13 protein-coding genes are annotated in these 13,141 nt (G+C 63.6%); 3 read left to right on the top strand and 10 right to left on the bottom strand.

Features of this window, described 5'->3' with window-relative positions:
- Window positions 1-57: 57 nt before the first annotated feature.
- From NCR38_RS27795 to NCR38_RS27815, 5 genes are read right to left on the bottom strand one after another with little or no spacing between them, the layout of a single operon-like run.
- A complete protein-coding gene (locus NCR38_RS27795) occupies window positions 58-909 on the bottom strand; it encodes an oxaloacetate decarboxylase (protein ID WP_250477932.1) in 852 nt (283 codons plus the stop codon).
- Between the two features lie 3 nt (window positions 910-912).
- Window positions 913-1,416 (bottom strand): 3-isopropylmalate dehydratase, encoded by a 504-nt coding sequence (locus tag NCR38_RS27800; RefSeq protein ID WP_250477933.1) that lies wholly within the window; start codon window positions 1,414-1,416, stop codon window positions 913-915.
- Window positions 1,413-2,681: a 3-isopropylmalate dehydratase large subunit gene (locus NCR38_RS27805; protein WP_250477934.1), complete on the bottom strand. Its 1,269-nt coding sequence runs from the start codon at window positions 2,679-2,681 to the stop codon at window positions 1,413-1,415. Before NCR38_RS27805 ends, NCR38_RS27800 begins: the two co-directional genes overlap by 4 nt.
- An 8-nt stretch (window positions 2,682-2,689) precedes the next feature.
- The gene (locus NCR38_RS27810; RefSeq protein ID WP_250477935.1) at window positions 2,690-3,775 is read right to left on the bottom strand and encodes a TauD/TfdA family dioxygenase; all 1,086 of its coding nucleotides are present in this window, start codon (window positions 3,773-3,775) and stop codon (window positions 2,690-2,692) included.
- A gap of 24 nt (window positions 3,776-3,799) precedes the next feature.
- A complete protein-coding gene (locus NCR38_RS27815) occupies window positions 3,800-5,035 on the bottom strand; it encodes a CaiB/BaiF CoA-transferase family protein (protein ID WP_250477936.1) in 1,236 nt (411 codons plus the stop codon).
- A gap of 215 nt (window positions 5,036-5,250) precedes the next feature.
- Between NCR38_RS27815 and NCR38_RS27820 the strand changes: the two genes are divergently transcribed.
- A complete protein-coding gene (locus tag NCR38_RS27820; protein WP_061118636.1) occupies window positions 5,251-5,985 on the top strand; it encodes an IclR family transcriptional regulator in 735 nt (244 codons plus the stop codon).
- A gap of 21 nt (window positions 5,986-6,006) precedes the next feature.
- On the opposite strand, the gene NCR38_RS27825 is transcribed toward NCR38_RS27820, so the two are convergent.
- A complete protein-coding gene (locus tag NCR38_RS27825) occupies window positions 6,007-7,242 on the bottom strand; it encodes an MFS transporter (protein WP_061118637.1) in 1,236 nt (411 codons plus the stop codon).
- Window positions 7,243-7,627: 385 nt separating this feature from the next.
- Between NCR38_RS27825 and NCR38_RS27830 the strand changes: the two genes are divergently transcribed.
- Together NCR38_RS27830 and NCR38_RS27835 are read left to right on the top strand one after the other, a co-directional pair.
- On the top strand, window positions 7,628-8,389 hold the full coding sequence (locus NCR38_RS27830; RefSeq protein WP_409219321.1) for an SDR family oxidoreductase: 762 nt from the start codon (window positions 7,628-7,630) through the stop codon (window positions 8,387-8,389).
- A 196-nt stretch (window positions 8,390-8,585) separates the two neighbouring features.
- On the top strand, window positions 8,586-9,497 hold the full coding sequence (locus NCR38_RS27835; protein WP_250477937.1) for a LysR substrate-binding domain-containing protein: 912 nt from the start codon (window positions 8,586-8,588) through the stop codon (window positions 9,495-9,497).
- Here the strand turns inward: NCR38_RS27835 and NCR38_RS27840 are convergent.
- The 4 genes from NCR38_RS27840 to NCR38_RS27855 are packed head-to-tail and all read right to left on the bottom strand — an operon-like array spanning window position 9,488 to window position 13,119.
- On the bottom strand, window positions 9,488-10,411 hold the full coding sequence (locus NCR38_RS27840) for an SMP-30/gluconolactonase/LRE family protein (protein ID WP_061118740.1): 924 nt from the start codon (window positions 10,409-10,411) through the stop codon (window positions 9,488-9,490). The two genes, NCR38_RS27835 and NCR38_RS27840, sit on opposite strands and share 10 nt — an antisense overlap.
- A gap of 16 nt (window positions 10,412-10,427) precedes the next feature.
- Window positions 10,428-11,453, bottom strand: a complete 1,026-nt coding sequence (locus NCR38_RS27845; RefSeq protein ID WP_250477938.1) for an ABC transporter substrate-binding protein — start codon at window positions 11,451-11,453, stop codon at window positions 10,428-10,430.
- 52 nt (window positions 11,454-11,505) lie between these two features.
- Window positions 11,506-12,348: a fumarylacetoacetate hydrolase family protein gene (locus NCR38_RS27850; protein WP_061118640.1), complete on the bottom strand. Its 843-nt coding sequence runs from the start codon at window positions 12,346-12,348 to the stop codon at window positions 11,506-11,508.
- Between the two features lie 15 nt (window positions 12,349-12,363).
- Window positions 12,364-13,119: an SDR family NAD(P)-dependent oxidoreductase gene (locus NCR38_RS27855; protein WP_061118641.1), complete on the bottom strand. Its 756-nt coding sequence runs from the start codon at window positions 13,117-13,119 to the stop codon at window positions 12,364-12,366.
- Between the last annotated feature and the right edge of the window lie 22 nt (window positions 13,120-13,141).

Consider the following 13,141-nt stretch of genomic DNA (forward strand, 5'->3'; position numbering starts at 1 on the left):
GCGCATCGGCGGCGCGTGGCTGCCCTGACTCGCGCTGACGCCGGCGCAACGCTTCGACTACGCGTAGCGCCGCGCTTCGTCCATCAGTTCCGGCGTGCCGATGATCGCGTTGATCTCGTCGAAGTCGGCCATGCGCTCTTTCCACGGCGCACTCGTGCGATGCTCGCGCAGGCTGCCGTAGAAGCCTTGCAGCGCATGCGCGACCGCGCGCGCCGCGCCGCCCGGAAAGATCACGATGCGAAAGCCGCGTGCCGCCAGCGCATCGGCGCTCTGCACCGGCGTCTTGCCCCCTTCGACCATATTGGCGAGCAGCGGCACGCGTGAGGCGAAGCGCGCACAAGCCGCATCCATCTGCTCGGCCGAGCGCAGCGCTTCGATGAATAGCGCATCGACGCCCGTTTCCAGATAACGTTCGGCGCGTTCGAGCGCGGCATCGAGACCCTCCACCGCGAGCGCGTCCGTGCGAGCCAGAATGAGCGTGTCGCTGCGTTCACGCGCATCGAGCGCGGCGCGCAGTTTGCCGCACATTTGCGCGACGGGAATCACGCTCTTGCCGTCCAGATGACCGCAGCGCTTCGGGAAGGTCTGATCTTCAAGCTGAATCATCGCGGCGCCCGCGCGTTCGAAGCCACGAACCGTGCGCTTGACGTTCAGCGCATTCCCAAAGCCCGTGTCGGCATCCACGATGACCGGCAGCGACACCCGCTCGGTGATGCGCGCGAGCGTATCCGCGACTTCGGTGAAGGTCGTAAGACCCACGTCGGAGCGTCCCAGCTTCGTATAGGCGATCGACGCGCCCGACAGATACAGCGCATCGAAACCGGCCTGCTCGGCGATCAGCGCGGAAAGCGCGTCGTAGACGCCGGGCGCGAGGACGGTTCCGTGCGCGAGTTGTTCAGCGAGAGTCATGCGTTACCGCTCCTTGACGCTGTAGCGCTGCTTCAGCAAATTGAAAAGCCCGCCTGCCTCGGCCATGTCGAGCAGGAACGAAGGCAAAGGCTCGCAGACGAGCGTTGCGCCGCCGGCGCGCGTAATGCGCCCGTGCAGCGGATCGATGGCTATGCGCTCACCCTCTTCCATCGCTTCAGCCTCTGCGCACGTGAGCAGCACGAGTCCCACGTTGAACGCGTTGCGAAAGAACAAGCCGCTGAACGCGGGCGCGATCACCGCGCGCACGCCGAGCCGCACGAGCGCGGCCGGCGCCTGCTCGCGCGACGAACCGATGCCGAAGTTCGGCCCCGCCACGATGACGTCGCCGGGTCGCACGTTCGCCGCGAACTCCGGGCGCTGCCGTTGCAGGCAATGCCGCGCGATCTCGTCGATGCCGAATTTCATGTACGCGCCGGGCGCGAGCGCATCGGTATCGATGTCCGCGCCGACGCGCCAAACGCGATGCGTCTCGATGCCTTCGCTCATGCCATCACCTCGCGCGGGTCCGTGATGCGCCCGCGCAATGCGGACGCCGCGACCGTGAAGGGCGAGCCGAGATAGACCTGCGCCGTTTCAGCGCCCATGCGGCCTTTGAAGTTGCGCGCGGTGCTGGAAATCACGGTGCTGCCTTCGGGAATCTGTCCGCCGTAGCCGGAACATGCGCCGCACGATGTGCCGAGCACCTGCGCGCCGGCGTCTTCGAGAATCGACATCACGCCTTCGCGGCGCGCGGCTTCGCGATCGTGCACGCTCGCGGGCGCGACCATTAGTTGCACGCCTCGCGCGACGCGCCGATGTTCGAGCACGCTGGCCGCCGCGCGCAGATCGTCGAGCTTCGCGCCCGTGCATGCGCCGATGTAGGCAACCTGCACGGCTACGTCGCCGAAAGCGTCAACGTCACGCGTATTCGCGGGACTGTGCGGCGCGGCCACGTGCGGCGCGAGCGCGCCGGCATCGAAGTCGTGAGTTTCGGCTTTTGCATCGGGATCGCTTTGCCAGTGCGCGATGTCCGTCTCGTCGGTCACGCCCGCTGCGCGCAGATAGTCGAGCGTCACCGCATCCGGCGCGATCAGGCCCGTCTGCGCGCCCATCTCCGCGCTCATGTTCGAGAGCGTCATGCGCTCCTGCATCGACAATGCGGTAACGGCTGCGCCGCAGAACTCGACCGCCTGATAGCGCCCGCCGTTCATGCCGAAGCGGCCGATCATGTGCAGCATCATGTCCTTCGCCGTGACGCCGCGCGCGAGCCTTCCGCGCCAGTGCATGCGCAGCGTCTCGGGCACGCTCGCCCAGATCTGCCCCGATACCGCGACGCCCAGCATCTCCGTGCTGCCGATGCCGAACATGTATGCGCCGAACGCGCCGCCCGTCGGCGAGTGCGAATCGCCGCCGACGCAGAACATGCCAGGTCGCACGTGCCCATGCTCCGGCAGCACGACATGACAGATGCCGACGCTGTCGTACACGTTGGGCAGGCGCTGCTCCGTGGCCCACTCGCGCGCGATGCGCACGATGCGGCGCGATTCGTCGTCTGCTTCGGGCACGTAGTGATCGATCACGAGCACGATCTTCGACGTGTCCCAGAGCGGCGCGCCAAGCGCCTCGAGCATCGGCTTCAGACGGCGCGGACCGCTCGAATCGTGGAACATCGCAAGATCGACATCGCAGGTGACGATCTCGCCCACCGCGACTTCGGCGCGCCCGCACGCCTTCGCGATGAGCTTTTGCGCGAGCGTCTGAGGCGCGGCCATGGTCGCGCTCAATCGACCATCTGCGCGACCTGCCCTGCTTCGAGCAGCAGGCGATCGTGCGTGGAAGGCAGCTCCGCGAACGGGCGGCGATATTGCGCCCACATGCGCAGGTCCTCGGGCTTGTGGAACACTTGAGCGTCGGGCATCGCGGGCCACTCGGACACCGTGAGCCACAGGCGCAGCAGATGACGCCGCTCGTGGAGCGCCTGTGCATCGACATAATCGGTGCGGCCGTGCACGAGCACGCGATTGTTCAGGAACTGGATGTCGCCGTCGCGAAAGCCCATGTCGAGATAGAACTCCGGCGACGCCGCGATCTTGCGCACCATGTAGAGCGCCTCGGACTCCACCTCGCTGAACGGAACCTGGCCGCTCTTCTCCGCCAGACGCGCATAGCCGGTCGGCAGATAACAGATCACCTCGCCTGCACTGTCCGTGAAGAACGGCACCTTGTGCTCGCTGAACGTGCGGGTCGCGCGGCGGCCGTCTTCATCGGTGCGCTTGCACCACAGACCTTCGCGCAGCGCTTCGAGCAGATCCGGGCGCGTGCGCAAGAGTTCGTTGTGCACGGCGAGCGCGCTGGAGATGCGGCTTTCGCCGCCGGAGATCGCCGTGCGCAGACACATGAGCCCGATGATGTCGCACGAATCCGTGTGCATGAGCTGCCCTCCGCCCTTGCGATAGCCGCGCGATTTCGGCTCGTAGTCGCTCACGTTCACCACGTGGCCGAGCACGTCGCCGAGATACGACTGGGTCACAGGCTTACTGACGTACGAACCGAGGCCGAAGTAGATCCGCGTCATGTCGTCGTCGGAGTAACGCTCGCGCGGCAGGCCGCGCAGCATCATGAAACCCCGCCCGTTGCGCAGGAAACCGGGCAGCTCGCGCATGAAGCGGCCCATCGTGTCGAGCGGGAAGGTCTCCGGGCTGATGTCGGGAAAGTCGATGTCGCCGAGCGAATGCAGATGCGCGAGCGCGGCGTCGATTTCAGCGATCTCCGCATCCGTGAGGACGTGCAGGCCTTCGCGCGTCCAGTCGAGTTCGGGGCCTTTCCAGACAGCGGGGGAATCGATCTGTTGTCCTACTCGGTTCATCTCATGCTCCTCGATGGAAATGGTTCAGGCGCGCACGGCGTCGTGACATGCGTCGATTACGGCGCCGCATCCGATGAGTTCGTCGAACGCGCACTCGCCGATAAGCGGCGCGAGAATCTCGCGCGAATGCTCGCCCTTTTTCGGCGCGGGACGCGTGAAGCCGCCCGGCGTCGCCGAAAGACGCGCGACCACGTTATGCACGGCGACGTGACCGAGCTCGTCGTCTTCGATCTCGACCAGCGCTTCGCGTCCGGTGACATAGGCATCGGATGCAAGATCGCTCGCGTCGAGCACGGGACCGGCCGTGACTTCCGCGCGCGCGAAGAACGCGAGGTTGTCCGCGAGCGTGCGCGCCCGGATGAAGGAACCGACCACCTGGTCGACTTCATCCACATGCTGGAGGCGCGCGCTGTTGGTCGCGTAGCGCGAATCGGTGTTCATGTCCTCACGGCCGATCGCGGCGAACAGGCGCTGCGCCATGCTCTGCGTCGACGTCGAAATGCAGAGCCACTTGTGGTCCGCGGTTGCGTAGGTATTGCGCGGACAGGTGGTGCTCGAGCGGCTGCCGGTACGCGCCTTCACCTCTCCGGTGAGCCGATAGTTCGCGACCTGCGGACCGAGAATCGAAAGCATCGGATCGAACAGCGACAGGTCGATCACCTGCCCGTTGCCGCCGTTCACGCGCGCTTCCCACAGCGCGACCATCGCGGCGTGCGCGCCGTAGAGGCCCGCGGTCATGTCGCCGAGAAACATCGGCGGCAGGACGGGCTCGCGATCGCCGAAGCCGTTCATCGCGGCGAAGCCCGAATAGCCCTCGACCAGCGTGCCGAAGCCCGGGCGCTCGCGGTACGGTCCCGTCTGCCCCCAGCCCGACACTCGCACGATGACGAGCTTCGGATTGGCCGCGTGCAGCGACTGCGGCGAAAGATCCATCTTTTCCAGCGTGCCGGGCCTGAAACTTTCGACCAGCACATCGGCATCCCGCGCGAGGCTAGCGATCAGCTTCGCCCCGGCCTCGTGATGGAAGTCGATGCACACGCTGCGCTTGTTGCGCGCATACGCCTTCCAGAACACCTCCGCGCCCTGAGTGCGGAAGGCGCGCAGCGTGTCGCCCTTCAAGGGCTCGACCTTGATGACATCCGCGCCGAAATCCGCGAGCTGCAATGTCAGCATGTTGCCCGCGACGAGACGCGACAGGTCCACCACCTTGACACCGCGTAGCGGCCCGATGTGCGATGCGTCGAAGGCTTTGCGCTGCATGGTTCGGATCTCCGGATTACGCTCGTGGCGCGCCGAAAATCCCGGCGCGATGTCATTATCTTCGAAAACAGACATCATGTCTATTTTCGCTTTCCGACTTGCGGCGATGAGTTTCGCCGCGAAGCCGGCATCCATCGCCCTTGCGGGCCACATGCCTTACACGGCAAGATACGCGGCAACACACAGACAACGGCGCAACCGACCGGAACACAGCAATGGCAACCGAAGAACCCGGCGTCGCGGCGGTCAACCGCGCGCTCTCGATCCTCAAGGCCTTCGAAGACAGCATCGACGGCATGACGCTCACCGATCTCACCAACGCGACAGGCCTCTACCACAGCACCATCTTGCGTCTGTGCGAATCGCTCGAGCACTTCGGCTATCTGAAGCGTCTGGAAGACGGCCGCTACATGCTCGGGCCAATGCTGTTCCATCTCGGCATGATTTATCAGAGCTCGTTCCGTCTGCGCGATTACGCGTTACCGGTGCTGCGCACGCTCGTCAAGGAAACCGGTGAAACCGCCGCGGTCTACGTACGAGAGGGCGACGAGCGTCTGTGTCTCTATCGCGTGGAATGGCAGCGCTCGGTGCGCATGCATGTGCGCGAAGGCGAACGTCTCACGCTCGAGGCCGGCGCGGCGGGTCACGTTCTGCGCGCGTTTTCCGAGGGCACGGTGAAGGGCAATCTGAAGAAGGTGCGCGACCACGGCTATTGCGTGTCCCTCGGCGAGCGCGAGCCGGAAAGCGCCGCGATCGCCGTGCCGGTGTTCCGCACGGGGCAGGAGCTCGTCTGCGCGATTTCTCTCGGCGTGCCGCGCTACCGCTTCGATCGCAAATCCTTCGACGCTTACCTGCCGAAGGTGATGGAAGCGGGCGCGGCGCTCACGAAGGCGCTGGGCGGCGATGTGTCGATGTTCCAGCCGCCCTACGCGCATTTCAGCGGGGTATGAGCGCGTGTTTCTGAGCGCGCGTCAGATGTTCTGCTGAATCGCGGGGCTCGTGCCGTCGGCTTCCGGCTCGCGGCCGTTTATGCGCGATTGCAGCGCCGCGAAGCAGCCCGCGCCGATGACGAGCGCCGAGATCATGAACAGGAAGCCATTGTTGTACGAGCCGCTCGCCTTGACGAGATAACCCACGCCGAGCGGCGCGAGCAGCCCGCCTATCTGCCCGCCCGTATTGATGACGCCTGCGAACACGCCGCGCGCGCCTTGCGGCGCCAGTTGCGCGACCAGGCCCGCATACGGCGAGAGGCAGCCGTACAGCAGAAACGCCGCTGCCGAAAGGCCGATCACGCATGCGACGATATCATCCGCGCTGTACGCGAGATACAGTGCGAGCCCCGTGCAGACATAGCCTACGGCCACGAGCGTCGGCCGCCTGCGATGCAGCAGTCCGCTGCCGAGCCAGCCGAATACCACGATGCCGAGGAAGCCGAAAAGATAAGGCACCGACGCCGCGACGCCCAGCGATTTCAAATCGATATGCCGCTGGTTGGCGAGATACGAAGGGATCCAGCCGAGAAAGCCCCAGTAGCCGACGCTGAAGGTCATATAGCCGAAGAACAGCAGCCAGGTGCTCTTGCGCCCGGCGAACAGACGCCATTGCTCGGCGCGGTTCGCCTTGTCGTGCGTCGTGCGTTCCTTCGCTTCGATTGCCTTACCCGGAATGATGAAGAGGATCAGCAGCGCGACGATCACGCCCGGAACCGCGAACACGTAGAACACGTTGCGCCAGTCGCCGTTCATCAGCAGGCTTGTGACGACGGGCGCGACGACCGCCGGTCCGATCGCGAGCGCCGAGAGCCAGACGGCGTGCGCCTTGGCCGCGTCCTTGTGACTGAAGTTGTCCGCGACGGCCTTATAGACGGCCGCGTTGCACGATCCTTCGGCCAGGCCGAAACAGAAGCGCGCCGCGATCAGCACGGCCATCGACGTCGCGAGTCCCGTCATGCCGGTGAAAATCGAGAACAGGACCGGCGCCACGACCAAGAGCGCCTTGGTGCCGAACCGGTCCGCGAGGAAGCCGCCGGGCAACTGCATCAGCGCGTAGCCGAGCGCGAAAGCGGCGAGCAGGACGCCGAACTGCGCGGCATCGAGACGCAACGCTTTCATCATCGTCGGGCCGGCGACGGAAATGCTCACCCGATCCAGATAGTTCACGAACTGCAGCAGCCAGGTCAGCGCCAGCAACCGGTATCTCAGACTCATCCTTGTCTCCTCGCTTCGTGCGAATGTCCCTGCAGCCGAAAAATAGAAATCATGTCTATTTTCGCAACGGTAACGGACCGGCAGGGACTACACAAGAAAAGGAAGGTCGGGGATTTCCCCTAGCGCGCCAAAACGCGGCGCGAAAATCGGCGTACGCCGATCCCACGCCGTCACCGCAGCGGAAGGTTTTGAAGGCACAGCGGCCGGAGTTCCGTTAGACGGCACCGGTGCAAAGCTAGACCGCGTCGAGCAATGCGCGCTTGAATCGTGATAAGAACGTCATGCAGGACTATTGGCGCTACGACCACACTTCGGGTGAACCAGGCGCAATCGGAGACATCACGCATCTACCACGCAATGCGCAACCAGAAAAATGAACGAGACAATGAAACTATTCAGCCTGCATGGCAGGCGGGCCCTGATCACCGGCTCCGGGCGCGGCATTGGCCTGGCGCTCGCACGGGGACTCGCGGGCGCCGGTGCTTCGATCGTGATAAACGATCGCAATGAGCAAAAAGCCGCCGATCTCGCCGCAGACCTGCGAGGCGAAGGCTTCGACGCCGGTTTCGCCGTGTTCGATGTGACCGACCGCGAGCAGGTCGTCGCGGCGATCGAACGTGTCGAGAAGACCATCGGCGCGATCGACATTCTGATCAACAATGCGGGCATCCAGCGCCGCGCGCCGCTCGAAAACTTCGACGAAGGCGACTGGAACGACCTGCTGCGCGTGAATCTCGACGGCGTATTCCAGGTCTCGCAGGCCGTCGCGCGGCACATGCTGGCGCGCGGGCGCGGCAAGATCATCAACATCGGGTCGGTGCAAAGCGAGCTGGCGCGACCGGGCATCGCGCCCTATGCAGCCACCAAAGGCGCCATTCGCATGCTGACCAAAGGCATGTGCGCGGAATGGGCGCGGCACGGCATTCAGGCCAATGCGATCGCGCCCGGCTATTTCGAGACCGATCTCAACCGCGCGCTCGTCGACGATCCGGCTTTCTCGGAGTGGCTCTGCAAGCGCACGCCCGCGGGCCGCTGGGGCCGCGTCGAGGAACTGTGCGGTGCGGCGGTGTTCCTCGCGTCGGCGGCGTCGGACTTCGTGAATGGGCAGACGCTTTTCGTCGATGGCGGATTGACCAGCGTGGTCTGAGCCCGGTCGAGCCATGACCGTGTCCGACGACGTAGGAAATCGCGATGCTCTCGATAGTCCCGAAGATATCGGCGATGTGTTCCAAGCTTGCGTTGATGCCGCTCGATCGGCCCCGGTTGACTTGCCACGGACTCCGTGACTATTCTCGTTTCACATGAAAGCGTCGCGGCAAGAAGACCGCGCTCAGGAGACTCAGTTGCGTTTCGACCTACAATCGCTGAAGCTGTTCATCGCCGTCTGTGAGCACGGCAGCATCGCGCGGGCAGCAGAATTCGAGAATATCGCCCCTTCGGCGCTCAGCAAGCGCATGTCCCAGCTTGAGGACATACTCAAGACCGCTCTGTTCGTGCGCAGCAACAAGGGCCTGGAACTGACAGTCGCGGCGGCAGCACTGCTGCAACACGCCCGGACGCTTCTGCGCGACATTCAACAGATGGAAAGCGAGCTGCTTGACCACGCCGAAGGCGTGCGTGGTCAGATCCGGCTGCACGCGAGCCTCTCGACCATCGTGCAGTACATTGCCAAAGATATCCGCGTTTTTCTGGACCTGCATCCAGGTCTGCGGATCGACCTACAGGAAAGCCTGAGCCCTGCAGTGGTGCGCGCCGTGGCCGAAAACACTGCCGATATCGGCGTGTTCGGCGGCACCACCGTGACCGCTGGACTGCAGGTCTTTCCCTACCGCAGCGACCGGCTGGTCGTCATCATGCCGCCCGATCATCCACTCAGCCGTGCGGGCCGAGTGAGCTTCCGCGAGGTGGCCGAATACCCGCTCGTAGGACCTCAGGAAGGAAGCTATCTTAATTCGCTGGTGTTGCGCGCAGCGGCAGACCTTGACCACCCGCTTAAGCTCTCTATCCGGGTGAATGGCTTCGAGCCGGTGCGCAGCATGGTCGAGGCGCGGCTTGGCGTCGGGCTTGTACCCGAGCATCATGCTGAACGCTACGTCAGCTCGGCGCCCTTGGTCGCCGTGCTGTTGGACGAACCTTGGGCTGAGCGGCATTGGAAAATCTGTGTGCGCGAGGCAGAGTCGCTCCCCGCGCCCGTCCAGCTCTTTCTCAAGCATCTGCTAGCAAGTGCGCAGCAGCAAGCCGGAAATCACGAATAGGCGAGCTTCAACCCCGCTTGCGGCCACGACAACGCACCCAGACGTCCGGTGCCGGACATCGTGACATATGCTGTCTTCATGTCGGCGCCACCGAAGCATATGTTCGTCACCATGCCGTCCGGCACCGTGACTTGCCGCATCACCTCGCCAGACGGCGCGACCACGGTGATACAGCCGGTGACCAACGTGGCCACGCAGATATTCCCTTCCACATCCACTGCCAAACTATCGAATCGCTGGTAGCCGGCAAGCCCGCACACGAGACGCCCGCCGTGCGGGGATGGATACGGATGCTTGCGTGCCCTGCCCGGTGCCTCCAGGTCAAAAGCCCATAAGCGCGCCGTCTCGGTTTCCGCCACATAGACGGTACGGTCGTCCGGCGACAAGCCGACGCCGTTCGCCGTGGTAAGCGGATAAGCGACTTCGACAATCATCGACCCATCGGCTCGCCCGTAATACAGGCCGGCGTGATCGCGATCACGCAGCCGGTTCTTGCCAAAATCGGTGAAATAAAAACCGCCTTCGTGGTCGAACACGATGTCGTTGGGGCCGCACAGCGGATGATCGCCGCAGCGGTCGTAGAGCGTCGTGAGCGCACCCGTACGCGGGTCGAACCGTTCGATTCGACCGCTCGTATAGCCTGGATGGATACCCGGCCGAGTGCGATTGAGCCCGGCAACGGTACGGAAAAGGAACCCCCCGTTATTGCAGATGTAGAAAGCACCATCCGGACCCAAGGCCAAACCGTTCGGCCCTCCGCCGATTTTCGCAAGGACGCTCACCGTACCGTCAACAGCTACGCGACTGATGGTCTCACGCTCGATTTCGACCAGCACGACCGAGCCATCAGACATCGCCACGGGTCCCTCGGGAAACATCAAGCCTTCCGCGAGGATGCGGACGTCGCTCTCCATGTTCATTCTCCTCAGTTCAGCGCTTGCCCGCATTCTCGACGAAATGGTTGTCGTACGTAGCCTTCAGGTCGATCGAGGCTTTGCCGATGTCGGGATCGAATGCAGTCAACACATCATGTACGGTATGCGCGGCAGCGTCGGTCATCAGGCCGTCGCGCGAAATGCAGCTTTGCATGTTGGCGTAGGCACGAGCGAAGACATCCTTCTCGGCGAGAGCATATTGTGGCGGTACGGCGGCGGCGACCTGCTCAGGCGTTGCATGCACCATCCAGCGCTCAGCCTCGAGGATGGCATTCGTTACCGCTTGCACGGTGTTCGGATATTTGACGAGGAAGTCTTTGGTCGTGTAGATGGCAGCTTCCGGATAGTCGCCGCCCAGTGTCGCGCGCGTTCCGGCCGGGTCTCGCATCACAGCCAACGGAAACAGATCGCCGCTGCCCTGCAGAACGGTAGCGACCGGGTCGTTGCTCATCAGTGCGTCGATCTGACCACTGCGCGCTGCAGCGATCGCCCCGGCAGAGGAGCCGACGCCAATGATCGATACGTCGCCGGGCTTTACGCCGGACTTGCTCAGCAGATAGTTCACGCCCATGTGAAAGCTCGATCCGGGCGAGCTCACGCCAATGCGCATGCCCTTCAGATCCGCATAAGTCTTGATCCTGGCGTGGCTTGCGCGAGTCGCACCGAATACCCATCCGGGGCACGAGGCCAAGGTCACGAACGAGACCAGCTTCTGCCCTTTGGCGGCCATCGTTATCGTATTGGAGTAGGCCCCAGCCACTATGTCGGCACTACCGCCCATCATTGCCTGCAGCGCCTTGGCGCCTCCACTGAACACGCCGATTTCAACGTCTAACCCGGCCTGTTTGAAGTATCCCCGACTGTCCGCGATGACGAACGGCAGGTAAGGAAAACCGACACCCGCCGCCGCCAGGTGGAGCTTGGGCTTTTCCGGCACAGGCGCGCCGCTGGCGGCCGACGCATTCGAGACGGCGGCGAAGGTTGCCAATGCGATAGAAACTCGACGCCAAAGCGCTGTCACGATGATATGTCTCCGTTGGAAATGTGTCTTGCGCGGCCGTGTCGTGAAGCGTTCAGCCTTGCACGACGTTCTGGCGCTGCTGCCCGAGGCCCTCGATGCCCAGCGTCACAACATCGCCCGGTTTCAGATAGACCGGAGGTTTTTGCCCCAGGCCGACTCCGGGAGGTGTGCCCGTGGAGATAATGTCGCCCGGCTGCAATGACATGAACTGCGACAGGTACGACACCAGGTAGCGCACGCCATACACCATGGTGACCGTACTGCCGTTCTGATAGCGATGTCCGTTGACTTCCAGCCACATCGGCAGCGTCTGCGGGTCGCGCACCTCGTCCGCGGTTACGAGCCAGGGCCCGGTCGGACCGAACGTATCGGCCGACTTGCCCTTGGTCCATTGGCCCTGACGCTCCGCCTGAAACGCGCGCTCGGACACATCGTTGATGACGCAATAGCCCGCGACATGGTTCATGGCATCGGCTTCGCTGACGTACTTGGCTGTCTTCCCGATGACCACGCCCAATTCCACTTCCCAGTCGGTCTTGATCGAGTCGCGCGGAATCTCGATCGTGTCGTTCGGACCAACGATCGCGCTCGTAGCCTTCATGAAAATGATAGGCTCCGGCGGGACCGTGGCACCGGTTTCTGCCGCGTGGTCAGAGTAGTTCAAGCCGATGCAGATAAACTTGCCCGTGCCACCCACGCAGGGCCCGAGGCGCGGACTGCCTTCTACGCGCGGTAACGACGCGGCATCGAGCGCCTTCAGGCGTGCAAGGCTATCGGGTAGCAGAGCTTCGCCGGCAATATCGGCAACATGGTTCGACAAGTCCCGAATATTTCCCTCGGCATCGAGAAGACCCGGCTTCTCCTGGCCCGGTGAACCGTAGCGCAACAGCTTCATATGTGTATGCTCGCTTCAATAGGTGGCGCGTCCGCCAGACAGATCAAAAACCGCGCCAGTGGTAAAGGAGTTCTCTTCGCTCGCGAGCCAGGCGATCATGGCGGCGGCCTCATTGAGTTCGAGGAAACGGCCGCGCGGGATCTTGCCCAACATGTACTCGATATGCTCGGGCGCCTGCTCCATCGCGCCAGGTGTGCGCGCAACGGCAGGAGTGACGCAATTGACTGCTATGTCGTGACGCGCCAGCTCCTTTCCCAGCGACTTGGTCATTGCGATGACCGCGGCCTTGGCCGAGCTGTAGGCCGACGCATTCGGGTTACCTTCCTTGCCGGCGACCGAGGCGAGATTGACGATGCGGCCATAGTTCTGGCGGACCATCTCCGGGACCACCGCACGGCAGCAGTGAAAGGTACCGTTGACGTCGATCTCCATCACCTGCTTCCAGATATCGATCGGATACTCGATCAGAGGCGCATTCGGGCCAACAATCGCCGCGTTGTTGATCAGGATATCGATACGTCCCGCGGATTTCATCGTTCCCGCGACAGCCGCTTGCACGCTCGCGAAGTCGGCAATGTCGACGCACTCAAAGTGAACGTCGTGCTGGCTCAGCTGGGTACGGGCCTGCTCGATGCCGGCAGGATTGACGTCCCAGATCACGAGCCGGGCACCCGATTCGAGCAGCCGGCGGCCGACTTCCAGACCGATGCCTTGCGCGCCGCCGGTCACGACGGCGACGCGGCCCGTCAGATTGATTTTGTTGGTCTGCAATTTAGTTCCTCAAGGTTGAATC

It is taken from the genome of Caballeronia sp. INML1 (assembly GCF_023631085.1).
Lineage (GTDB): Bacteria > Pseudomonadota > Gammaproteobacteria > Burkholderiales > Burkholderiaceae > Caballeronia > Caballeronia turbans.